The organism is Paraburkholderia flagellata, from assembly GCF_021390645.1.
Lineage (GTDB): Bacteria > Pseudomonadota > Gammaproteobacteria > Burkholderiales > Burkholderiaceae > Paraburkholderia > Paraburkholderia flagellata.
Genome location: NZ_JAJEJT010000003.1, coordinates 1061219 through 1085868 on the forward strand (window position 1 = coordinate 1061219; position 24650 = coordinate 1085868).

At 63.2% G+C, this 24650-nt stretch carries 16 protein-coding genes; 12 read left to right on the forward strand and 4 right to left on the reverse strand.

Features of this window, described 5'->3' with window-relative positions:
• The first annotated feature begins 759 nt into the window (after window positions 1-759).
• From L0U83_RS28485 to L0U83_RS28510, 6 genes are all read left to right on the forward strand, one after another.
• Entirely contained in the window at window positions 760-1968 is a 1209-nt protein-coding gene (locus L0U83_RS28485; RefSeq protein WP_233887485.1) for an AAA family ATPase, read from the forward strand.
• Window positions 1965-2960 carry a ParB/RepB/Spo0J family partition protein gene (locus L0U83_RS28490; RefSeq protein WP_233887486.1) on the forward strand — a complete coding sequence of 332 codons (996 nt, stop codon included), beginning with the start codon at window positions 1965-1967 and terminating at the stop codon, window positions 2958-2960. The genes L0U83_RS28485 and L0U83_RS28490 overlap by 4 nt, the downstream gene beginning before the upstream one ends.
• Window positions 2961-5579: 2619 nt before the next feature.
• On the forward strand, window positions 5580-6830 hold the full coding sequence (locus L0U83_RS28495) for a metallophosphoesterase family protein (RefSeq protein ID WP_233887487.1): 1251 nt from the start codon (window positions 5580-5582) through the stop codon (window positions 6828-6830).
• Window positions 6831-6833: 3 nt separating this feature from the next.
• Entirely contained in the window at window positions 6834-10304 is a 3471-nt protein-coding gene (locus L0U83_RS28500; protein WP_233887488.1) for an ATP-binding protein, read from the forward strand.
• Window positions 10305-10646: 342 nt separating this feature from the next.
• On the forward strand, window positions 10647-10988 hold the full coding sequence (locus L0U83_RS28505) for an H-NS histone family protein (protein WP_373321143.1): 342 nt from the start codon (window positions 10647-10649) through the stop codon (window positions 10986-10988).
• 110 nt (window positions 10989-11098) lie between these two features.
• Entirely contained in the window at window positions 11099-11896 is a 798-nt protein-coding gene (locus L0U83_RS28510; RefSeq protein WP_233887489.1) for a sulfite exporter TauE/SafE family protein, read from the forward strand.
• Between the two features lie 12 nt (window positions 11897-11908).
• On the opposite strand, the gene L0U83_RS28515 is transcribed toward L0U83_RS28510, so the two are convergent.
• Window positions 11909-13234, reverse strand: coding sequence for an MFS transporter (locus tag L0U83_RS28515; RefSeq protein ID WP_233887918.1), 1326 nt, complete (start codon window positions 13232-13234; stop codon window positions 11909-11911).
• A gap of 64 nt (window positions 13235-13298) precedes the next feature.
• On the opposite strand from L0U83_RS28515, the gene L0U83_RS28520 reads away from it, so the two are divergent.
• Window positions 13299-13493 carry a hypothetical protein gene (locus tag L0U83_RS28520; RefSeq protein ID WP_233887490.1) on the forward strand — a complete coding sequence of 65 codons (195 nt, stop codon included), beginning with the start codon at window positions 13299-13301 and terminating at the stop codon, window positions 13491-13493.
• Window positions 13494-13540: 47 nt separating this feature from the next.
• On the opposite strand, the gene L0U83_RS28525 is transcribed toward L0U83_RS28520, so the two are convergent.
• The gene (locus tag L0U83_RS28525) at window positions 13541-14932 is read right to left on the reverse strand and encodes a sensor domain-containing diguanylate cyclase (RefSeq protein WP_233887491.1); all 1392 of its coding nucleotides are present in this window, start codon (window positions 14930-14932) and stop codon (window positions 13541-13543) included.
• A gap of 268 nt (window positions 14933-15200) precedes the next feature.
• Here L0U83_RS28525 and L0U83_RS28530 point away from each other — a divergent pair, with 268 nt between their 5' ends.
• The 4 genes from L0U83_RS28530 (at window position 15201) to L0U83_RS28545 (ending at window position 21195) form a co-directional block, all read left to right on the forward strand.
• Entirely contained in the window at window positions 15201-17087 is a 1887-nt protein-coding gene (locus L0U83_RS28530) for an SPFH domain-containing protein (RefSeq protein ID WP_233887492.1), read from the forward strand.
• A 108-nt stretch (window positions 17088-17195) separates the two neighbouring features.
• On the forward strand, window positions 17196-18179 hold the full coding sequence (hflC, locus tag L0U83_RS28535) for a protease modulator HflC (RefSeq protein WP_233887493.1): 984 nt from the start codon (window positions 17196-17198) through the stop codon (window positions 18177-18179).
• Window positions 18176-19210: a protease modulator HflK gene (gene hflK, locus L0U83_RS28540; protein WP_233887494.1), complete on the forward strand. Its 1035-nt coding sequence runs from the start codon at window positions 18176-18178 to the stop codon at window positions 19208-19210. The genes hflC and hflK overlap by 4 nt, the downstream gene beginning before the upstream one ends.
• Window positions 19207-21195: a heavy metal translocating P-type ATPase gene (locus L0U83_RS28545; RefSeq protein WP_233887495.1), complete on the forward strand. Its 1989-nt coding sequence runs from the start codon at window positions 19207-19209 to the stop codon at window positions 21193-21195. The genes hflK and L0U83_RS28545 overlap by 4 nt, the downstream gene beginning before the upstream one ends.
• Before the next feature lie 58 nt (window positions 21196-21253).
• Here L0U83_RS28545 and L0U83_RS28550 read toward each other — a convergent pair whose 3' ends face one another.
• Window positions 21254-22225 carry an AraC family transcriptional regulator gene (locus tag L0U83_RS28550; RefSeq protein WP_233887496.1) on the reverse strand — a complete coding sequence of 324 codons (972 nt, stop codon included), beginning with the start codon at window positions 22223-22225 and terminating at the stop codon, window positions 21254-21256.
• A gap of 94 nt (window positions 22226-22319) precedes the next feature.
• On the opposite strand from L0U83_RS28550, the gene L0U83_RS28555 reads away from it, so the two are divergent.
• Entirely contained in the window at window positions 22320-23153 is an 834-nt protein-coding gene (locus L0U83_RS28555) for an oxidoreductase (protein ID WP_233887497.1), read from the forward strand.
• Window positions 23154-23200: 47 nt separating this feature from the next.
• Here the strand turns inward: L0U83_RS28555 and L0U83_RS28560 are convergent, their stop codons facing one another.
• Window positions 23201-24349 carry a branched-chain amino acid ABC transporter substrate-binding protein gene (locus tag L0U83_RS28560; RefSeq protein ID WP_233887498.1) on the reverse strand — a complete coding sequence of 383 codons (1149 nt, stop codon included), beginning with the start codon at window positions 24347-24349 and terminating at the stop codon, window positions 23201-23203.
• Between the last annotated feature and the right edge of the window lie 301 nt (window positions 24350-24650).

Below are 24650 nucleotides of genomic sequence, written 5' to 3' on the forward strand. Positions count from 1 at the left end.
AGGCAACGGATTTTGTGCAGGCGCGAGATCCCCTGAGATAGCACCGTTTTTTGTGCATGTCATGGATGGAGCTCCGGAAGGTAACGTTTCTTGTGCGTTCGGAGCGTGGCGGTTCACTCGTTCACCATTGGTAGAGGTAACGGAATTTGTGCAGCTATGGCGTGGCGACGCTTTCGGATGGAATTAAGCCGCCAGGAGACACAGAATTACGACCGTGCAGGGACGGGGAGTCCCAACGGGGGTAACGGTTTTTGTGCAACGCGAGAGTTTGGCCCGGCGGGAAGGCCTTCTCTGGCTACGTACGGTAACGGTTTTTGTGCAGTGCTGGCCGGTTAAGCGGGGCACCAGAAATCTGGAAGCACAAAAATCGTTACCCGGCGTCCACATCTGCGTGTGCCGAGAAAGGAGACGGGAGAACTGCACAAAAACCGTGACCGCCCAAGGTGCATGCGAGCGATGAAGTCATGGTGGATCGATCGGCAACTAGATTTGCACAAAAACCTCGACCGCCAACGCTGCGACGAATCGCTCCGGTTCCGGGGTATTGCACAAAAAATAGGCAGACCGGGAAGAACCGGTCTATACGGGCGCTGGAGGCCTTGCCGGTTTCACTGATGTTCTGCCCTTGGAAATGTCTCGCGAGGGCAATACAGGCCGTTTTGAAGGGTCATTTTTTTTCATATCGCCCTCAATTAGTGTGTTTTCATACACTTTTCCTGTATTCTACGCTTTATCCAAATTCTGATAAAAAGCGTATTAATGGCGAAGACTATCGAATTGCCGTCGATCAATCGACGTGTGGATCTTTCCGCGATCACTGAATTTGCCGAAGAGGCCGGTCGTCTATCTGAAGAGCTTCGGGAGATGATGCTGGCGCCGCGGCCGCGAAAGATGGCGCCCACATTTACGTCCGCTCAGGTCGCAGAGATGTGCGGCATTGATCGCATCAAACTGAACAACCTGCTTGCCACCCGCGAGGGTCTCCCGCAAGGCGTGGCACAAGGGTCCGGGCGAAGCCGGGTCTTCACCCTGCCGGAAGCGAGAACCTGGGTCCAGCAGGTTTCCGATATTTATCAGACACCGCTCCATACTGGCGTACGCGACGCTGACGGCAAGGTAATACTCGTTGCCAACTTCAAGGGCGGGTCGACGAAAACGACGACGACGATGTGTCTCGCCCAAGGCCTGACCTTGCGTGGCCGCAAGGTCTTGCTGATCGACCTGGATCCGCAAGCGTCGTTGACGGAACTCTGCGGCCTGTATGCCGAGAAGGAGGTGACCGAGGATAGCACGGTCCTGCCGTTCATCTACGACCCGCACATGGAAGGTGGCCTGCTGAATTTCGTGCAGGAAACCTACTGGGACGGGCTCGACGTCATTCCCGCGCATCCCACACTTTTTTCGGCGGAGTTCCATATTCCGGGTACCGTGATCAAGAACCCGGGGTTCAAGTTCTGGGACTTGCTGCGTCAAGGTGTGGAAGTGCTGCGCAAGCAATACGACTACATCATTCTGGATACGGCGCCGTCGCTGTCCTATCTCACAATCAATGCGCTTATGGCCGCCGATGCGATGGTCATGCCGCTTGTGCCAGAGAGCCTGGACTTCATCAGTTCGGTGTCGTTCTGGAGCCTGTTTTCCGACCTCGCGCACACGATCATGGAACGCGGTGACGAGAAGACGTACGACTTCGTCTCCGTTCTGCTTTCGAAGGTGGACTACGGCAAAACGTCGTCGGCTCCGGTCGTGCGTTCCTGGGTGCAGCGGACCTACAAGGACTGGGTGAACGCGCTCGAGGTGCCGGCCAGTTCCGCAATGAGCAACGGCGCACTGGCTATGGCTACCGTGTTCGACATCAGCAAGGGCGATCTCGCGGACAAGACAGTGGCGCGCGTGCGCCAGCCGCTGACTGATTACGTGCAGTGGATCGACGATCTTTACGTAGAACAATGGAGGGCCGGCAAGTGAGTTCATTCCGCGACAAGATGGCGGCAAAGACCGCTGAGCTTGGCTCGTCTTCGGAGCGTCCTGCCGCCGAACGGCCGGCTGCTGTTGCTCCGGTGGAACCGCGGCGCAGCAGTGCGTTCAAGACCGGACCTGGCATGCTCGGCGCGTTGGCGGTGGCACAGCAGCGCATCCAGGAACTGGAGAACACGAGCGACAAGCTCATGCTTCCGGTGAACGCGATTCAGCCGAACCCATGGCAGCCTCGCAAGATTTTCAGCGACGAGGGCCTTGCATCGCTCGCCGAATCGATCCGTGAAGTCGGGCTCGTCGAGCCGATCGTCGTTCGCCGTGCGGACAACGGCTATCAGCTCATTGCCGGCGAACGACGGCTGCGCGCACACGCCCTGATTCAGGCGCAGGACATTCGTGCCTCCGTGATCGAGTGCTCCGACCAGGACATGGCCGTGCTCGCGCTGGTCGAAAACGTCGGTCGCGAAGACCTCACTGATTATGAGATTGGGCAATCGCTACGCCGCGCCGAGCGGGAGTTTCCCACTCGCAAGCGCATGGCAGAGGCGCTGGGTATGTCGCGCAAAGGCTTGTACCGCTTTCTGGCCTTTGAGAATCTGCCGGATTTCATTCGACGCGATCTTGATTTGAATCCCCGACTGCTGGGCGGATCGGCTGCAGATGAGGTTGTCTCGGCGATCAAGAAGTTCGGCGCGGCAGGGCTTTCGGCGGCGCGTGAGTTGTGGCCGGCCGTAGTCGGCCGGACGCTGGATCAGGGCAAGCTGGCCGCGGCGATTGGTGCGCAAGCCGGCCGGGGTGAATCGACCGAAAGCGTGTCCGAACGCAGCATCGAGAAGATCTTTTCGGGCAAGAGCCACGCCGGAAGCATTACCAAAGATACGAATAGCTTTACGGTGAAGCTCAAGACGGGCGTGTTGTCGGATGCCCAGGAGACGCAAATCCGCGAGCTGATTAGCCAGTTGTTCAACGTAAAGCCAGGCTGATTGAGCTTTGAGATTGTTGATGTGAATGGAAGCCCGCTTCGGCGGGCTTTTTCTTTTTATGGCTTAGGTCGTGTGTCGAGTCGACACATGGGTAATGTCAGCGCGGCTGGAAGGCGTCGACTGTGAAAATGCACTGAGCGGCCGGATTGCATTTGTAGCTGACGCGTCGAGGATCCGTCGTGGAGACTGGCGCTGCCGTCATTGATACGCGGCGAACCGCATCGTGTGTCGATTCGACACACGATGGCGACGAGGGTCTTTGGCTCACATCGTGCCGCGATGAGTGAGCCTCGGAAACGCCTTCGCCTCTCCGTTGAGTGTTCGTGTGTCGATTCGACACACGACGACCAGGCTCGCCACGAGCGAAAGACTATGGCCGTGTCGACTAAGACTTGAGAAGGGGCCACGCTCACCGCTTGCAGTCGCTGTTCGGTGTGAGCGAAAGCCAGTGTCTGCGGTGGTCCTCGAATTCATTTGATTGGGGCACTGTGTCGAATCGACACACACGGCGCATGGCCACAAATTGGGAGTGTCGGGCGACACACGAAGACAAAACGCGAGGGGGTCTTCACCGCTTCGCTATCGTGTTGTGTGCAAGCGGCTGCTCCATATTTCGCGCATACCGACTTGCGGTTCGGCGCGGTGTGTCGAGTCGACACACCGCTACCGCATCCTCGCCGTGGAAGTCTGAGGAAATTGCGATCTGCGGCATGCAGCATGGGTGGGGGACGAAAACAAGGCTTGATGCCACCTCCCAGTTGCTCCATCGTGCCGCGCACGTGAGGATGACCCATACCGCGCCAACTGACTTGTTGGCCGAGGCAGTGTGTCGAGTCGACACAGTCGCTGCCACGGTGCCGTTGAGGCTACATGCGGTCGCGATCGAGACGTGCTGCTTTGGCGGCATAGATGGTTTATGTACGCGCCGCGCATCCGAGTTGTGCGGCGGTGCACAGGCGAGTCGCCGATCAGCGCTCGTCCATTGTGCCGACAGTCACGGTTGGAACCGGCGCAATCAGCGCGTATGTCGGATCGAGCGTGCTCATGTGTCGAGTCGACACACCAAAGGCGCATTGGCTCTCGCCCCCAAAAAAACTAGACGAGATCCATGTTCCGCACGCGTGGTCAGAGCAGGCGCTGCTGCCAATTCGCGCAGTTCCATCGCCTCGCGCCTCAACTTTGGGTTGCGTACTCCGGGAGCCGTACGCCCCCTGCCTTGTTATGGTCAACTTCCAGGTTGGCCTTCGAATCAGATCGTGGGGAGCCGTCCGCGTCGCGTGGTGGCATGACCTCCCCACCTCGCTGACGTTGACTTAAAGCATCCGCCTCCACGGCGACTAGCTGCATCGAATTCCATGCCTGGCGCTCGGGCCAACGAGCCTATCCAATCAGTGTGCGAGCGCTGACCGCTTCTTCGCCTGACGTCTCGCGGCGACATCCCTGCACCACGCAGTTACGCTCATCGCTTGTGCGTTGCGCGGAGATTCCCCGGTTGCCTCCGGCACAGCCCAAAGCACGGCTCTCAGTAACTCTCGATCAATACGTGTCTTGACTGAGGACTGGCAGGCCAGCCGGAGACAGTTTGGAGAGCCTGCGTGTCAGAGCGGCGCGAGGTACTCGCCGTATGTTTGAGCAGGGTAGTCCCGTCCGCCACGGTAGCGTGACACGACACCTGGTCTCCACGCTCCGTTCCGCGTTCGGCTATTCGTTGTTCTTCCGGCAAGCGGCGGCAGGACTGCCACCAATCAGTGAACAACTCGCTATCGCCCCGCCAATGGTAGTGATCATAAATGCAACTAACCGACAATTTAACTCAGCACCGCAAAGCACCTCAAACGCCAATGCACGATACGCGCCCGTGCCTCGGCAATCACAATCAAGCAATCAAGGCAGCGATCGGCGTGCCGATCGCCAAGACGTACAAAACGAGTGGAGCAACTCCGGTAAGCGACCGACCCGCGCATCGAACTTAATCGAAAACAACGGCTACCTAGCTGAAAACGAATCCACCCTTGCGCCGGCCTCCGCTCCAGAAAATGTCCAACCCAGCGTGAAACATTTCCCTCCAAATCGTAAAATCGGCGAAACCCTTGTTCTTTATGGCTTTCACGCCGAAAACAAACCAAATTCTAGTACATGTTTCACGATCATAACGGCTCTCCGACCCCGAAACACAGTCAGAATGGTCGTCACCGAGCTAAGTCGACCTGAACAGCCTCAGTCGTATATTTCAATACGTATTTTGTAGTTTTCGCCGATATGGCTGCGGTAGGCCTGCATGAGACGCGCTTCGGCACAGTACCGCTCACGCTGTTTGCCAGCATGAAGAACGAACCCGATTGCGTTCGCGAGCGACACTTGCCACGCCGCGGCGCCAATCATCGCTGCGGCACGTTCTGCAATTCATCCGACCACGACGCCTCCGCGCGCCACGCTAGCCAAAACAGACCCATGCGCGTCGATTAAAATTGGGCCGCATTGTCGAGCCACATTCCATGGCTTCAATCCGGGCTCATATTCGTGCTCACATCGCCAGCGCGCATGACGCACCGCTCGCGCCAAACAACAGCAATCGCCCATTCCCCATTCAGCGCCCGCAAACACAATAGAGGACACGTCGTGAAGTTCATTCATGCGGCAGACCTACACCTCGACAGCCCGCTACATGGTCTGAGCGCCTATCCCGACGCGCCAGCCGCTCAATTGCGCAGTGCCACGCGCGAGGCGTTGCGCTTGCTCGTCGATCGCGCCATTGAAGAAGAGGTCGCGTTCGTCGTCATTGCCGGCGATCTCTACGACGGCGACTGGAAGGACCACAACACCGGCATTTTCTTCGGCCAGCAGATGGGACGTCTGCGCAAGGCCGGCATCCGCGTCTTTGCCCTGTGGGGCAATCACGACGCGGAAAGCGAAATGACCAGGAAGCTCACATTGCCCGACAACGTGGTGGTGTTCAGTCATCGCAAGCCTGAAACCCATGTGCTCGACGACATCAAGGTCGCGCTGCACGGACAGAGCTTCAAGGACAAGGCCGTAGTCGAAAATCTCACCGTGGGCTACCCGGCGCCGGTTTCCGGTTACTACAACATCGGTGTGCTCCACACCGCGCTCGAAGGCTATACCGCGCATGCAACCTACGCGCCGTGCACGCGTTCCGAATTACACGCGAAGGGCTACGACTATTGGGCGCTTGGTCACGTCCACGAATTTCAGCAGTGGTCGGAACAATCGACGATCGTATTTCCGGGCAATCTCCAGGGGCGCCACATCCGCGAAACCGGCCGCCGCGGCGCAGTGCTCGTGAGTGTCGAAAGCGGCCGCACGGCGGTCGAGCGTCTCTACCTCGACGTGCTGCGCTGGGAATCGGTGCGTGTCGATGCGAGCGACTGCGAAAGCGTGGCGGATCTGTCGCGCAAGATTGGCGCTGCGCTCGAAACGCTGCTATCCGTCGACGCGCACGTGCCGCGCGCGGTGCGCGTGACGGTGACGGGAAAGTCGCCGGCGCATGGACTGTTTTTCGGGCGCGCCACGCAATTGCGTGCCGAAGTGCTCAATCAGATCGGCATTATCGGCAATGACAAGCTGTGGCTGGAAAAGGTCAAGCTCGAAACCGGCCCAGCCGATAAGGCCGCCGCACAGAACGAACAGATCGAAGCGCTCGCGGATCTCAAACAGATACTCGAAGCCGCGACGCAAGACCCCGAATTCCTTGCGCTGCTCGAACGCGATTTGCGCGCGTTCGTCGGCAAGGTGCGCAGCGAAGTGAAAGAAGACGCCCCGCTGCTCGAACTCGCCCGCGACGGCAAACTCGCGGCGCTGGTGGAGCAGGTCGGTCCCGCGCTGCTCGCGCGCCTTTCCACGGGAGAATGACCAGTGCGCCTCAAGCAACTCGATTTGATCAAATACGGCAAGTTCACCGAAACGACCTTGCCGTTTCCCCACGCGGCACACGATTTCCACGTCATTGTGGGGCCGAACGAAGCGGGCAAGTCCACGGTGCGGACCGCCGTGTCGGAGCTGTTGTTCGGCATGCGCTTGCAAACGCCGCTCGACTTCCTCCATGGCACGCCGGAATTGCGTATCGGCGGTGTGCTGGAAAACGGTGCGGCCGAGCAGCGCTTTCATCGCGCGCGCGGACGCAATTCGCTGCGCACCCCGCAGGACGACAAACTGCCCGACGATTTTCTCGCCGCGTTTCTCGACGGCGCGAGCAAGGAATTCTTCGAGCAGATGTTCGGCCTCGATCATGCGCGGCTCATTGAAGGCGGCCGCAGCATACTCGACGCATCGGACAAGCTCGGTCAGGTGTTGTTCGAATCCGCGGCGGGCGTGGGGAGCCTCGGGCCCGTGCGCGAGGAACTGGAGAATCGCGCGGCCGAACTCTGGGCGCCGCGACGCAGCGGCAGTGCGTATGCACAGGCGGAAACATCGTTCGCTGAGGCAACGAACGAGCTGAAGGCAGCGCAGGTGCGCACGCGCGATTGGGTCGAGAAAAAGGACGCGCTTGAAACGGTCGAACAGGCTATCGAGCGTTTGCGCGCCGAACAGCGCGGTCTCGAATCGCAGCGCTCGAAGCTCGAGCGCGTGCGCCGCCTCGCTCCCTATATAGAAGAGCTTTCGCTCAAGCAGAACGAGTTGGCCGCATTGGGCGAGGTCGTCGATTTACCGCCCACCGCCTATGCCGATCTGTTGAAGGCGCAGGCTGACATCGCGGCTGAACGCAAAGTGCAGGAAGCGCGTCAGGTTGATCTGGCCGACAAGCAAGCGTTGCATGACGCGATCGAGCCCGATCGCGCGGCACTGGCGCTGGCCGCCGAAATCGACGCGCTCGACGCGCTGCGCGGCGAATGCGTCAATCATCCGCGCGAATTGCTGGTGCGTGAAACCGAAATCCGGAATCATCTCGATGCCGCATTCTCCGCTGCGGCCCAGCTTGGCTGGCCGGGCGACGAAACCGCATTGCGCGCCGCGCTGCCCGGTGCACTTGTGTTGAAGACGGTGACGAACCTGCTGCGCGATCATGGTCTGCGCGAGCACGCGCTCACGACGTCGCGCGAGGTGCACGCCGAACAGACGCGCAAGCTCGCACAATTGCAGGAGCAGCTTGCGCGCATGCACGGCATCGACGTGCCGCATGCGTTGCGCGCCGCGCTCGACGACGCGCACGAATTCCGCAACAGCGTGACGAAGGAAAGCGCGCTCGAGCGCGAACTGGCGGACGCGCAACGCACGGTCGAAGAGAAACGCCAATTGCTGGGCCAATGGAGCAAGCCGGTGCAAGCGTTACGCGCCCTCGACCTGCCATCGGCCACACGCCTGGCTGCGCTGCAAAAGGAAGAAAGCGAGCGCGTGAGCGCGGTGGCCGTTGCGCGAGAAGCGGCAGCGGCCGCGCAAGAGGATATCGAGCGCTTCGAATTGCAGGAGAAGCATTTCACGCAGGGCAACAAGGTTGTCACGACTGCGGAAGTCCAGGCGGCGCGCACGCGCCGCGATAGCGCGTGGGACGAGGTCAAGGAGGCGCGCGTCAGTCTCGCGGATGGCGCTCCCGCCGTAGACGACGCGATGCGCCTGGCCGACGAACTCGTCGATGCGCAACTCGGCACGTCGCAGGCGGCGGCCACGTTGCAGAATCTGCGTCAGCAAGTTGAAACAGCGCGCGCAAATGCGCAGCGCAAGCTTGCGGTTTTAAGCGATCGCGAGCGCGAACTCGAAGCCTTTCGTAATACCTGGACGCAGATAGCAAATGACGCGCAAGTGCCTGGCATGCCGCTCGCGGATATGGGCGCGTGGCTTGCGAATCGCGAAGCGGCGCTAAATGCACAGAGCGAAAGCGACCGCCGCGCGAGCGAGCTTGAGGCGCGTCGGGCGGCGCGCATCGCGGCGCATGCCGCGCTACTCGAAACGTTGCGGCCGGTGGCGCAGGCAAACGAAGACGATGCGCTGACGACATTGATTGGCGTGGCTGAAACAGTCGTGCAGTCGGCGCAAAAGAGCGCCGTGCAGCGCGAGGGTCTGGAAGCGCAGATTCGCGATGTTGAACGCGCGAGCGAATCCGCGCAATCCAGATTGACGATTGAGCAGGACGCCTATACAAAGTGGCAGACGCAGTGGCACGAGGCGCTCACGCAAGCGAATCTCGGCACGCGCGCTGCGACGCTCGCGGCGGCGGAAGGCGCCGTCGAACTCGCGAATGCCATTTCGGCCGCTTTTTCGGATGCCGAAGCACCCCGCAACCGCATTCGCACGATCCGCGCACAACTAGAGACGCTGGAATCCGACGCGCGACGCCTCGCCCAGACGCTCGCACCCGAATGGCCTGCGTCGAACGATGGGATCGACGTGGCGCGCCAACTCGCGGCGCGACTCGCGACCGCGCGCGAAACCGCGAAATCCCTCGCCCAGGCCGATACCGACGTGCAAACCGCCCGCACCCGCGTAGCCGATGCCGCAGCGGCGGTGGCGGGCGCACAGGCGCGCATCGAGCCCATCCTGAAGCTCGCGGGCGTGAACGAAATCGACGCGGCGTTGCCGCTCGCCGCGCGCTCCGACGCGCGCCGCGCGTTGTCGAATGCGATCTCGGCGGCGCGGGATACGCTTGTGCGCGAAGGCGACGGACTTGCGCAGGAGGCCATCGCCGCGGAGATCGCGGAGCAGCCCATTACCGAGGTGCCAGCGCTGCTCGCGACGGTGAACCAGCAACGTGAAGCGGGCAACCGCGCATTGAGCGAGTGCCTACAGCAACAGGTGAGCGCCAGGCAGGCATTCGACGCGATCAACGGCCAGGCCAATGCCGCGCTCGCGGAGGCGAAGCGCCAGGAAGCCCTCAGCGCCATGGGCGAAGCCGCGGAGCAATATCTCGAAGCCGCGACCGCGAGCCGCCTGCTCAAATGGGCAACGGATCGTTATCGCGATCAGAAGCAAGGGCCGATGCTGCGTCGCGCGGGGGAAATATTCAGCGGACTCACGCTTGGTGAATTCGCGCGGCTCGTAGTCGATAACGAACGCAATCCGCCCGCGTTGCATGCGCGGCGAAGCACCGGCAAAACCGTGGAAGTGAGTGGAATGAGCGAAGGCACGCGCGACCAGCTTTTTCTCGCGCTGCGTATCGCGGCGCTCGAATTGCAGCTGGCGAGCAAGGCGGCGCTGCCCTTCGTTGCCGACGATCTGTTCATCAATTTCGACGACGAGCGCGCAAAGGCCGGTTTTGCGGCATTACGGAATCTCTCCGCGAAAACTCAGGTGTTGTTTCTCACGCACCACGATCACCTTTTACCGTTGATTCGCGAGATATTTGGCGCGCAGGTCAATGTTGTCGAATTGCAGCGCACGCCTGTCGTCGCGTAGCGGTGTGAATGTTGCGCAATGAAAATCTATGGGGACTTTGTTTGCGAAACAATCAATAGTCTGGTCAGGAAACATGTTTTTCACTACCAAACATTCGTTTAAAATTGCCAGCGTGCGTGATTTGACTTCATAATCACCCCTGTCTTTCGCGACGCCCCGGCCGACAAGATCGCTATTCGATCGGCCAGTGAAGGTTGAAGGGTGTCCGTAAAATCCGTGAATAAGGAGGAGTGAATGGTCACCCTGGACGCAATTCAATCGAAGATCGCAAAGCTGCAAAAGCAGGCCGAAACGATCGTGGAAAAACAAACGTCGCTCGGTCTCACGAAAATTCGCGATCTGATGGCCAGGCACGGCCTGAGTGTGGCCGACATCGAACGCTTCATCGGCAAGAAGCGTGGCCGCAAACCCGGCAAAGGTGCCAAAGCCGCAGGCGCGAAGCGCACCGTCGCGGCCAAATACGCCGATCCGAAAACGGGCGCAACGTGGACCGGCCGTGGCCGTGCGCCGGCGTGGATTCGCGACGTGAAAGACCGTTCGAAATTCCTGATCGATGGCAGCGCGGCAAAACCTGCTGCCAAAGCCGCGCGGAAACCGCGCGTCAATGCGGCGGCGGCGAAGAAGACCGTTGCAAAGCGCGCCAAGGCAGCAAACGCGAAGAAAGCTGCAAGGAAAACCGCATAAAGCGAGAATCGCTTTGCGAACCGGTGGCCGCTTGGGCGTTTCGACGCCCGCGGCCACTTTCACATGAGCGGCGCGAAACGACGCGCGCCCATTGCCTTTTTGGGTCACCGATGTCCGGCCTTTCTTTTTCCTCGGGCCTTCTCGCGCCCCATTTGCAGTCGCTCGACGCACTTCAATTGCTCGGCATTGCGGTTGCGCTTGTGCTGGGCGGTATGGTGAAGGGCGTGACGGGCATCGGCGTGCCGCTCGTGGCGATGCCCATCGTCACGTATTTTTTGCCGGTCAAGGAAGCGGTGCTGCTGCTCTCCATGCCGATCATTCTCGGCAATATTCCGCAGGCGCTGGAGGGGGGCGAAATGCTGCCTACCGTGCGCAATATCGCGGCGCCACTAATTGGCACCGTGATCGGCAATGTGATTGGGGTGTCGGTGCTGATCGCGCTCGAGCCGCATCACGCACAGGCGGCTTCGGGCGTGGCGTTGATCGTGGCGGCGGTGCTTCTGCTCGTCTCGCCGCGCTTCAAACTTGCGCCTGCGCTCGCGAGGCCAGTGGGTTTCGCGCTCGGTTTCGGGGCGGCGCTCATGGAGAGTATTGCTGCCGTGCCGGGGCCATTACTCGCCATGTATCTGATCGCGTCGGGCGCCACGGGCCGCGCTTTCACGAAGCAAATCGCAATTATTCTCGTCGTTTCAGTCATCACGCTCATCACGACGTTCAGCCACGGCGCGCACGCCAATCTCGTCGATCTCGCGATTTCGGCGGCGGCCAGCGTGCCCGCCATCGCGGGCATGCTGATTATTCGACCCTTGCGCGACAACTTGCATCCGCTGGCGTTTCGCGTTGTCGTGCTCGTATGCGTGCTGGCCGCGGCCGTGCAAATGATCGTCAAATCACACGTGCTGTTTTGACGATCGCACCAGTTAATGGCTGATCGCTTCGAGCGAGAGTCCGCGCGTAACCGGCCCGAGCAGAATCATCACGATACCCACGAGCATCGAAGCGCCGATGAACACCGCCACGCCAGGCACACCGTAATGATGGAGGAGGATGCCGATAGCGAGCCCCGCGAACGCGGCGGCAATGCGGCTCCACGAGTACACGAAGCCGACGGCGCGCGCGCGAATACGCGTAGGGTAAAGCTCGGCCTGATAGCCGTGATAGGCGTAGGACATCACGTTTGAAGCGAGCGTGAAGAAGACGCCCAGCACGATCAGGACCCACGGCTCGGTGGCTTGCGCGAATAGCGTGATGACGACGGCCATGATGAGCAGGCCGCCGACGATCTGCGTCTTGCGCTCCAGTTTGTCCGCGAACCACACGCCAATCAGCGGTCCGAACGGATTGGCGATGGCAATCACAAAGGCGTACGCAAGACTTTGCGTGATGTGAACGCCGCGCGCGATCAGCAGCGTCGGCACCCAGGCGGCGAAGCCGTAAAAGCCGATCACCTGCGCCATATTGAAAATCGACAGAATGACCGTGCGCCGCAAATACGGCGCACGCAGCACTTCGCCAAGCGAGCCGCGCCCCGCCTTTTCAAGCGCGATCGGACCGAGCGGCGGCAAAGCGGTGCCCGTTTCGGCGGTGACGCGACGCTCGATGTCGGCGACGATCCGTTCGGCTTCGTCCTCGCGGCCATTGCGCGCAAGCCAGCGCGGGCTTTCGGGAATGCTACGGCGCAGGAACCACACCACCACTGCGCCGACCGAGCCGATCAGGATCACCACTCGCCAGTAGTCGAGACCAATCGGATGGGAGTCCTTGAGGATATAGGCGAGAAACGCGACCACGGGCACCACGCTGAATGTGATGAACTGATTGACCGCATAGGCACGGCCGCGCTCGCCGCTCGGGATCAGCTCGGAAATATACGTGTCGATGGTCACGAGTTCGATGCCAATGCCGATGCCGGCAATGAAGCGCCAGATATTGAGTGCCTGGCCGCTCGTCTGGAACGCCATGATGGCCGTACAGACGATGTACCAGATCAGCGACCACGTGAAGATGATGCGTCGCCCGAAGCGGTCGGCCACCTGACCGAACGCCAGCGCACCGACCCACAGCCCGGCGAAAGTCGAGAACACGAAGGTGCCGAAGCCGGCCACCTTGAGCGGCCCGAGTGCGGAAAAGAATCCGAGCGATTCCGGCGTGAAAAGACCCGAATGCACCATGCCGGGCGCGACATAGCCTGTGAAGAATAGGTCGTAAAACTCGAATACGCCGCCAAGCGACAGCAGAATCACCATCGTCCAGACTGTGCGCGACGGCGGCAGCCGGTCGAAGCGGGCGGCAATTTCCGCCGATTTTTCAATGGACATCCCGATTCCTCATTACATTTTGAAAGCGTGTGGGGAGCAAAATGTGCATGCATCGATGGATTTGCATGGGTTGCGCGCGACGTATGCAAATGCCGATACAGGCCATAGCACGCACTTTATTGATGCCGCGACATGGAAGCACCTGGTTGAAACCCACATGCGTTGCGCTTATGGCAACCGTGTTTAAGGCAACGCCACCGACGCCAACGCACCACGTAACGCTTCAGCCGCGTCTTATGCGATGCTCGTGCCCGCGTGGCTCACTCGGTTGCGGCCGGCGTGTTTGGCGGCATAGAGCGCAGCATCGGCAGCTTCGATGAGCGCATTGGGGGACGACGCAACGATCGCGTCGCGCGTGGCGCAGCCTGCGCTCACCGTGACGAGGCCGCCTGCGGCGGGAGAGGGAATGCCAAGTTGCTCGACGGCGCCGCGGGCGCGTTCGGCAAGCGCCGCGGCTTCATCCGCGCCGGCATCGGGCAGGACCAGCGCGAATTCTTCGCCGCCATAGCGCGCGACGAAACCGCCCGGCTCGCGCAGTGTGCTCGCAAGCGTGCCTGCGAGCGCGCCCGCTACGGCGCCGAGGCAGGCGTCGCCGTGCAGATGGCCGAAGGCGTCGTTGTAGTGCTTGAAGTGATCGACGTCGAACATCACGAGCGAGAGCGGCTGGCCGCTGCGCGTGGCGCGTTCGAACGCCTGGCGGAACTGTTCGTCGAAATAGCTGCGGTTGTAGACGCGCGTGAGCGCATCGCGCGCCGAAGCACGGATCAGCGTGGCGTGTTCTTCGGCGAGCTGGCGATAGAGCGCCGTCACTTCCCACACCAGCACGCACACGAGCACGCCAGGCGCGAACATGCTGAACACGCGCGCGACATACCAGCCCACCGTGAAGCGCTCGATGCTGAGCGAATTGAGTGCGGCGTCGACGAGCGAGGCGAGCAGCGCGACCACGATCCACAAATCGAGTACGAGGCGCAGCCGGCCTTTGAGCAACACGATCGCAATGGCGATCAGGTTGAGCGCGCAGATCGCAAGGCCCGCGAGATTGTCCGCGATGGCCGACGCTCGCGCGGCGCTCTCAACGTCGTGAAACGGCGATGCGAGATCGACGTGCGTCACGAGCACGCCCAGCAGGGCGGCTAGCGCTGCAGGGGCCGCGATCAGCAGCCAGCCGCGGGCATCGAGACGTTCGCGGGCGAACGGCGGGGCGGGCAGGCGCTTGCGCACCAGTTCGGCCACGATGACGAACGCGGGAAAGCCGCCGTGCCAGAACACCCACATCCATGCGGCGCTGTACGGGAGCGCGCCGAGCAGGCCAGTTCGTGCAAACACGCCAGGAAACATCAGCAACTGCAACGCGACGGTAATGGCCGTGAACGCATAGGCACCGCCGAGCGCGGCGAGCATGGCCACGCGCGTAGCCGCGAAACGCGCACCGAGCAGGAAAGCCGCGATGCTCGACGTGGTGAACACCGTGAGCGCGCACATCGGCATGAACGGGGCGATACCGGGCAAGACGTCACGCGCACGTGGCGCCGCGAGCGCGAGCGTGAGGAGAATCGCAAATGCGCATACGCTGGCGAAGAGCGCCTGTCTGCGTGTTGCCGGTCCGATCAGCAAGCCGTCCATGTGATGACTTTTGGGTTGATGCGCCGCTCGAGAATTGTGATCGTGGCGTGACAGCGTGAGGCGCCGCTCGCGTTACGGAAAGCAGACAATTTTGACTGAAGGTATTGTGCGCCGAATCGGCTAAATAGTGGGGCACGGATGCGCGAGCCCAGTTATATTGAGTTTCGGTTTTGAGCGCGCTACATTGGGCGCGCGAAATTCAGCCTTGTGCGATCGGAGGTCGTATCGTGCCGGCTCGTTTCGTGTAATTCGGATGTAAGGATTGCTGATGATGCATCGCGTATCGCGCGACCACCGTGAAGGATATGGCTGGCTCGGCGGTCGTGCTGGCCAGACGAGGCTTGGCTGGTCCGCGTTGGGCCTGGCCGCCGTGTTCGCCGTGCTGGCTTTCGTTCCCGCTTTGCCGCTCGATGCGCGCATGTGCGCCGTAATGTCGAGCGCGTGCCTCAATCTCTTCATCGTCAGCTTCGGCGCGCGGCTGTTGGCGGCACGCGCGCCGTCCGGCGAGCCGGTCTCGAAGACCTCGCTGCGGCTCCTGCGCCTCGCGTTTCAGCGCAATTCGGAGGCCGCCGACATGCGCGGCCTGCTGCAGTCGCTTCCGTGGCAAGGGTGGGTCGCGCCGCTTGCCGCGCTCGTTTCGCTTGCGTTCGCCGTCGATGCGTGGACGTCTCCCGCGTTTGCGCCATCGGCTTCGCAGCGCGAATCCGCACCTTTTCTCGTAGCGGGTGCTGCCGCGCTCGTCATCGCTTTTGCTGCGCTCGTGGCCGAGCGCTTTCATGCGCAGCGCGGCGCGCAAGTGCGCGACTCCGCCGCGCTTGCGGGGCTGTTGCGTGTGGTGCTCGTCGCAGCGTTGAGCATGGCGGCTTCGGTCGCGGCGCTGGCTTATGCGGGCGATCCGCTCACGTGGCTCGTGCGTATCGTTGCGCTTCTTTCCGGCGCGATTGCCGTCGAACTCGGCCTGCGTGCGCTCTTCGCGGCGTTGGCGAAGCCCGACGAGGACCGCTTCCTGCATAGCACCATCGCGGGCGTGCTGAGCATGCGCGGACGTCCGCTCGCCGCATTCAATGCCCAAATGCGCATGCGCTACGGCATCGACCTGCGGCAGAACTGGGCGCTCAAAAGCTTCGTGCGCCTCCTGCCGGTTGCGCTCGCGGCCATGGTGATGGCGGGCTGGCTGCTAGGCGGCGTAACGATTCTCGGCCCCGATCAGCGCGCCGTGTACGAGCGCTTCGGCGCGCCTGTCGCCGTGTGGCAGCCCGGCCTGCATGCGGGCCTGCCCTGGCCCTTCGGCCGCGCGCGCGTGATCGACAACGGCGCGGTCCATCAACTGATCGTCTCGGGCAACGCGAATGACAACAGCCGCGCGGCGCCCGCCGTTCCCGCGGACGGCGACACGCCCGCGCAACTGAATCGCCTGTGGGACGTGACGCATCCCTGGGAGACGACCCAGGTGATAGCGGGCACGAGCGGCGCGCAGCAGGCGTTCCAGATCGTGAGCGCGGACGTGCGGCTCGACTATCGCGTCGGACTCACGGATGCGGCGGCGCGCGCCTCGCTCTATCGCGCAGTCGACATGGACGAGACGGTGCGCTCGATCGCGAACCGTGAGGTCGTGCGTTACCTCGCGTCGCGCACGCTGCCGTCGCTGCTCGACACGCCGCAAACGGCTATGGCCGGCGCGTTGCGCGGCGCCGTGCAGCATGAGCTGGACCGGCTCGCGAGCGGCATCGAGGTCGTCGCCGTGGTGATCGAGAGCGTGCATCCGCCCGCGGGCGCGGCCGCCGCGTATCACGGCGTGCAGGCCGCGCAAATTCGCGCGCAGGCCAGCGTGGTGCAGGCGCACGGCTTCGCGGCGGCGGCGCTCGGGCAAGCGCAGCAGCAGGCGATCGAGACCATCGCGCAGGGCAGCGCGAACGCGGCGGACACGCTTGCCGCCGCGCGCGCGCAGCAGATCGGCTTCGACGCCGACGTGATCGCACAGCAGCTCGGCGGCCCGGCATTCGGCTTCGAGTATTACCTGCACAGCCTGCAAAAAGGGCTCAAGAACGCGAGCGTGACGGTGATCGACGACCGGCTCGCGAGCGGCAGCCGCGCGACGATCGACCTGCGCACGTTTAGCCCGGCCACGGCGGCGGGCGTGAAAAAGGCGTGGTGACCCGTTACCCCATCTATTGAGCAAGGTGATTCGAACGTGAGCTTTTTGCATACGCACGGCGATGCGCATCCTCATCATCATGACCACGGCGCAGCTGGATCAGCGCCCGTGAAGCCCCGGCGTTTTGCGTTGCGCGTGGCGTTCGCGCTGTTCTGCGTGATCGTCGCGCTCATCGTAGCGAGCGTCGTGCAGGTGCGCGAGGGCGAAGCGACAGTCGTCACGCGCTTTGGCGACCCGGTCCGCGTGCTGCTGCGGCCCGGTCTCGCGTGGCGCTTGCCCGCGCCCATCGAAGCCGCGGTGCCGGTGGATCTGCGTCTGCACACGACGTCGAGCGGCTTGCAGGACGTCGGCACGCGCGACGGGTTGCGCATCATCGTGCAGGCCTACGTGGCCTGGCGCGTGCCCGCCAACGCCAGCGACATTGGCCGCTTCGTGCGCGCGGTGCGCAACGAACCCGACGAAGCCGCGCGGCAGATTCGTTCGCTGGTCGGCTCGGCATTGCAGACCACGTCCGCGGGCTTCGATCTGGCTTCGCTCGTGAATACCGATCCGTCGCAGGTGCGCATCGGTGCATTCGAAGAGGCGCTACGCCGCCAGGTCGACGCGCAGGTTTATGCGGCCTATGGCGTGCACGTCGTGCAGGTTGGGCTCGAGCGCCTCACGCTGCCCGCCGTGACGCTGGCGGCGACCGTCGATCGCATGCGCGCCGAGCGCGAGACCGTGGCCGCGCAGCGCACGGCCGAAGGCCTGCGCGAAGCGGCGCAGATCCGCTCGGACGCCGATCGCGATGCACGCGTGCTGATCGCCGACGCCAACGTGAAAGCCGCCGATATCGAGGCGCAATCGCGCAAGGACGCGGCGGCCATCTATGGCAAGAGCTACGCCGCCGATCCGCAGCTCTATACGATGCTGCGCTCGCTCGACACGCTCGGCACGGTCGTCAATAGCAACACGAACCTGATCCTGCGCACCGATGCCGCGCCATTCCGCGCGCTGGTGCAGGGGCCGCCTGGGCTCGGCGTGGCCACTGTGCCCTCAGGCGCAGTCGTTGCGCCAACAACCAATGCCCATACGCACGGGCGCACGCCATGAGCACGAGCGACAACTTCCCCGCGCTTGGGCCGGGCGCACAGGCGGTGCGCCTGTCGTTCTGGTTCATTGCGGTGCTTGCCATACTCGCCGCGCTTGCCTGGGCCACTTCGAACGTGCGCCGCATTCCGGCAGACAGCAGCGCCGTCGTGATGCGCTTTGGCGCCTACGTGCGCAGCCAGGGCGCGGGGCTGCTCGTCGCGTGGCCGCGGCCGTTCGAAACGGTGCTGCTCGTGCCAGGCAGCGAGCGTGTGCTCGAACGACGCATCGTCTCGCTCACGCGCGCTTCCGGCGCGCCCGCGCAACTGGGCGAAGCGAGCGATGCGCTCGCGGGTTCCGGCTACGTGCTCACGGGCGACAACGGCGTCGTGCAGGTGAGCGCGACACTGTTCTACCGCGTGAGTGACCCGTATGCGTATGCGTTGCAGCTCGAGCATCTCGACGCCGCGCTCGAACGCATCGTCTCGGCCGCAGTCGCGCAAACCGCCGCGCAGCGCGACCTCGATTCGATCCTCGTCGCGCGCCCGGAGATGGTGGCCGGCGATCAGCAGATGGCCGCGCGCCGCGAGCAATTGCGCGGCGATCTTGCGCGCGCGGTCCAGCGCCAGCTCGACGCACTGACTGCCGCGCATGCCGGGCTCGGCATCGACGTCTCGCGCATGGATCTGCAAGCGTCTTTTCCGGCTTCGGCCGTCGATGCGTTCAACGCGGTGCTGACTTCGCTGCAGAACGCCGAGCGCGATGTCGCGCAGGCGCGCACGCTCGCGGAAAAAACGCGCCAGCACGCGCAGCAAAGCGCCGACCGCATCGTGCAAGACGCGCAAGCCAGCGCAGCGGAGCGTGTGGCGACGGCGCAGTCGGAAACCTCGACGATCGCGCAGCTCGAAGCGGCGCTCGGCGCGAATCACGATCCGGGGCTGCTTGCGCGCGCGTATCGCGACCGCGTGCAGGCCGTGCTCGCTCACGCCGCGCGCGTGACGACGCTCGATCCCAACGACGCGTCGAGCCTCGTGCTGCCGGGGCGCGCGCCATGACCACGCCATTCGAGACGCCGACGAGTCATCGCGAACGCGGCATCGCGCACGAAGAGCAAGCCACGCACGCGCATGGCCACACTCACGGCCACGCGCACGGAGGGTATGGAGGGCAATCCGTCGCCTCGCTCGTCATGTCGGACGCCGAGCGCCGCGCCATCACGCGCCATACGCTGCTGGCGCTTATCGCGGGCGCGCTGTTGCTGCTCTCGCTCGCATGGCCGCATCTGGCCCCCGGCAATGTCACGCTTGCGCAAGTGATGGCTGCGGCGGCTTCGATCGTGGTCGCCCCGCCCGTGTTCGCGGGCGCGTGGCGCAGCCTCAAGACGCCGAGCCTGCATGGCGTGACCGACCGCCTCATCGCGCTCGCCATGCTGGGCGCGTGGGCCGTGGGCGACATGACGACGGCCGCACTTTTGCCGATCGTGATGACCTTCGGCCACGCGCTCGAAGAGCGCAGCGTGCTCGGCTCACAGGAGGCGATACGGGCGCTCGGCCGTCTCACTGCCGGCGATGTGCGGCGCGTGAACGCGGCGGGCGCTATCGAGACCGTGCCTTATGACGCCTTGCGCCCGGGCGACATCGTCGACGTGCTGCCCGGCTCGCGTGTTCCCGCGGACGGCATCGTGCGGCACGGGCGCTCAGCCATCGACAACGGCCCGATCACGGGCGAATCGCTGCCGCATGACGCGAGCGAGGGCGCGCGCGTATTCGGCGGCGCGATGAATCTGGACGGCCCGTTGCGCGTGGAGATCACGCACGTCGGCGAGGCCTCGACGCTGGGCAAGGTCGTCGAGTTGATGCAGCGCGCCGAGGCCGCGAAGCCGCCCATCACGCAGGCGCTCGAACGCTATATGGACGCCTACCTCGCGCTCGTGCTGCTGATCGCGGCGATCGTGTGGTTCGTGAGCGCGAACGCCTCCGCCATGCTGGCGGTGATCGTCGCCGCGTGCCCATGCGCGCTCGTGCTGGCGGCGCCTTCCACGGCCATCGCAGGGATTGCGGCGGGCGCGCGGCGCGGGATCTTGTTCAGGAATGCTGCATTTATCGACGCGCTCGCCGAGATCGATACGCTCGTGATCGACAAGACCGGCACGCTCACGCACGGCGAGTTGCGTGTGACGACGGTGGCGCTTGAGTCGGGGGTGGACGAAGCCAGCGCGCTGGCGCTGGCCGCGCAGCTTGCCCAGGTCAGCGCGCATCCTGTATGTCGCGCGCTCTTGCGCTACGGCGCGCCGGGAACGGCGCAAACCGGGCCGCTCCCGCACGCGCGCGAACTGCGCGGACTCGGTGTGCTCGCAACGATGCCCGAGGGCGAGGCCGTCCTGGGCCGCCATGATCTGCTCGAACAATACGTGAGCGTGTTGCCGCCCACGCCCGCGGAGCTGGACGGCCCATGCGTCGGCCTCGCGCTGAATGGCCGACTGCTCGCATGGTTCGGATTTGCCGATACGGTGCGCCCGGAAGCTCGCGAGGCGTTGGACGGGCTGCGCACGCTCGGCATCGAGCGCGCGACGCTGCTCACTGGCGACCGCGAGCGCGTGGCGCGCCGCGTGGCCGCCGAGGTGGGTATCGAGACCGTGGTGGCGCATGCGTTGCCGCACGACAAGCTCGACTACGTGCTGGGCGAGATCGGCGCGGGACATCGCCCGATGGTGGTCGGCGACGGCCTGAACGATGTGCTCGCCATCAAGGCTGGCGCGACGAGCGTGGCGATGGGCGAGCGCGGTATCGATATCGCCGTGGCCGCAGCCGATATCGTGCTGCTCGCCGACGACCTGCGCCGCGTGCCGGACAGCGTGCGCCTCGGGCGGCGCTGCCGGCGCATCGCGACGGCCAACGCGGCAATCGGCCTCGCGTGGACGGTTGCCGTCATCACGCTGGCGGCGCTAGGCGCGTTGAGCGCCGTGGCGAGCGCGGTACTGCACAACGTGGGTACGTTCGTGGTGATCGCCAATGCGGGGCGCTTGTTGCGCGACGAGTGACAAATGACGGTAGCGGTCGCTGCGTAGCTGCAATCTCCGTTCACGACGCAAATCAGACTCAGTGCGACGCAACGTACGTCGCATCGGCGAACGGCGCCGGAATGGCAAAGCTTGCGCGCATGCGCTTCGCTTCCGCCGCCGGCGTCAAACCAAAAAGCCGCTTGAACTCCCTGCTGAACTGCGACGGGCTCGTGTAGCCCACAGCGTGGCCCGCGGCCTCAGCAGTCAGGTCCTGGCGGACCATCAACAGGCGAGCCTGATGCAAGCGCGTAGATTTCACGTACTGCATGGGCGAGACCTGGGTGATCGACTTGAAGTGGCTGTGAAAACTCGGCACGCTCATGCCGGCTTCCTCGGCCAGTTGCATGACGTCCAGCACACGCGCATAGCCGGCATGGATGAGGCGCAAGGATTTGCCGATACGCCCGAACTGACCTTTCATCGCCAAAGCCTCGCGCATGGAGCTTCCCTGCGCGCCGGTGAGCACGCGGAAATACAGTTCGCGCAACAAGCCCTGGCCCAACACAGCGGCTTCGAGAGGCCGATGCATCGCCTCGAGCAAGCGCAACACGGACATCTGCATCGTGTCGTCCATCGGCGTCGACATCATGCTCTGCGGCGCTTGCACGTGTTCATTTGCGTCTTCGCGATCGATCTGTGCCGCCAGTTCGGCAGCGAGGGCGAAATCGAGGTGGAGGTACAGCGCAAGCAGCGGGCGCTCCACAGTTGCTTCGGTCTCCATACTGAACGGAACGGGCACCGAGACAGCGAGATAATGATGCTCGTCGTAAAGATAGAGCTGGTCGCCGAAATAGCCTCGCTTGCGACCCTGGCAAACGATCACGATGCCGGGGTCGTAGAGCACTGGCGTGCGTGAGAGCGGCCGGTTCGAGCGCAGAATGCGCACACTCGGCAGCGCCGTGAGGTTGTAGCCCTCCTCAGGCGCCAGCGCGTGAAGCAGCGCGATCATGCGCTTCCGGCTTCGTGGCGAGAGCCCCGAATGGGTGGCGGAGTCTCGCTTCGCGTTCATAGTTTTAGGCAAGAAAATTACCGGAATCTGGCTTATTCAGCCACGACATTCAGGCTAGTATGCACTCTGCAACCACCATTTGGGAGAACCTTCAATGGCATCCACCAGGATTTTGCTCATTACGGGCGTCAGCAGCGGCTTCGGCCGCGCGCTGGCACAAGAGGCGCTGGCGGCGGGTCACACAGTCGTCGGTACGGTGAGGAGCGAGCAGGCGAAGCGCGATTTCGAATCGCTGTCGGCGCCTCGCTCATTGGCGCGCGTGCTCGATGTGACGGACTTCGACGCCATCGATGGCGTCGTGGCGGAAATCGAGGCGAGCGTCGGCCCCGTGGACGTTCTGGTCAACAACGCCGGATACGGCCACGAAGGCATCATGGAGGAGTCGCCGTTGTCGGAGATGCGCAGGCAGTTCGATGTGAATGTGTTCGGCGCGGTTGCCATGATGAAAGCGGTTCTGCCTTTCATGCGCGAGCGCGGGCGCGGCCACGTTCTGAACATCACATCGATGGGCGGGCATATCACCATGCCAGGCATTAGCTACTACTGTGGAAGCAAATTCGCGCTGGAGGGGATTTCCGAAGCGCTCGGCAAAGAGGTCGAGTCACTCGGTATTGCGGTGACTGCCGTGGCTCCTGGCTCGTTTCGCACCGACTGGGCCGGACGCTCGATGAGGCGAACGCCGCGTTCGATCGCGGCTTACGACGCGATCTTCGACCCCGTCCGCCGCGCGCGCGAGGAAAAGAGCGGCAAGCAACTGGGCGATCCACAGAAAGCAGCGCGCGCGATGCTTGCCGTCATCGAAGCGGACCACCCGCCCAGGCATCTTTTGCTCGGCAGCGACGCCCTGGGGCTCGTGAGATCCAAACTGGTGGCGCTGGAAGACGAAATCCGCGCCTGGGAGAGCGTGACGGTTTCGACCGACAGTTAGAGGTTGAAGGGCGGGCCCGCCCGCAAGAGTCGGGCCCGCGTGAACGATCAGAGGCCGCTTACCGTCTTGACCGTCACCCACTGGCCGTTCTTCACCTGATACACAGTGGACGAACCGTTCTTGAGCGAGCCATTCGCGTTGAACTCGGTATGGCCGGTAATGCCGTCGAAATTGATGCTTTGCAGCTTCGCGCGATAGTCGTCCGGCTTCGTCGAATTGGCGGCCTGCATCGCCTTGATGGCGGCCCACGCCGCGTCGTAGCCGAACGGCGCGTACGAAAGCACGTCCACGCCATACTTCTGCTTGAAGCGGTCGGCGAATTTCGCGCCGACCGGCGTGCTGTCGAGCGGCCGGCCGTATTCCCACGCCATGGCGCCTTCGGACACGTCGCCCGCGAGCTTGACGAAGTCCACATCCTTCACGCCGCCGCCGCCCACGTACTGCGCCTTGATGCCAAGCTGGGCCATCTGCTTCATGATGCCGGCCGCCTGCGGATTGAGGGCGCCCACGAAAATCAGATCCGGGTTCTTGCTCTTGATGTTCGTGAGCTGCGTCTTGAAGTCCGTCGCCTGGTTCGTCGTGTACTCGCGGTCGATGATGTCGCCGCCGTGCGCTTTCACGGCCTTCACGAATTCGTCCGCTTCGCCCTGGCCGAAGGCCGTGCGGTCGTCGATCACGGCGATGCGCTTGGCCTTCGTCGTCGTGACCGCATAGGCGCCCGCGGTGCCGGCGTTTTGCGCGTCGCTCGAGATCACCATGAAGATGTTCTTGAAGCCGCGGCCGCTGATGATCGGGTTCGTGGCGGCCGGATCGATGACGGGCAGGCCCGCCTTTTCGTACAACTCGGAAGCGGGAATGGTCGTGCCCGAGTTGAAGTGGCCGACGACGACTGAAACGCCTTCGTCCACGAGTTTTTGCGCAACTTGCACGCCCACGCGCGGGTCGGCCTGATCGTCTTCGGCGACGAGTTCGAACGAGACGGGCTGGCCGTTGATTTTGACGCCTTGTGCCTTGGCGTCGTCGAGGGCCATTTTCACGCCGTTTTCCAGGTCTTTGCCGTAATTGGCGTTCGGTCCGGTGAGCGGTGCGGCAAAGCCGATTTTAACGACGGTATCCGCGCGCGAGGCGAGCGGTGCAACAGCGAGAAGTGCTCCAACGGCAACTGCGATAGGGGTAAGAGTCTTCGCAAAACGCATGTTGTTTCCTTTGTCGGCAAGCATGGGTTGACTGCTGTGGCGTGCATACCAGCCGGGCTTCCGCGCTTTTTCCGCGTTGCGTGGTCGGGGCGGCGGCCGGTTCACGACTCTCTTGTTCGCGTCGACTGCGTGTTGGGCTCCTCCAGATAGGCGTGGTATCGATCGAACGCTCCGCATGAAATGCGCCGGAGCGATGCGCTGAAAGCGACTATAGGAAGCCAATATCGCTTCGTCTTGACCATTCGCGACGGTTTCCATGCGCATTTCTGCACAGCCGGCCAAATCGGGGCAATCAGGACAA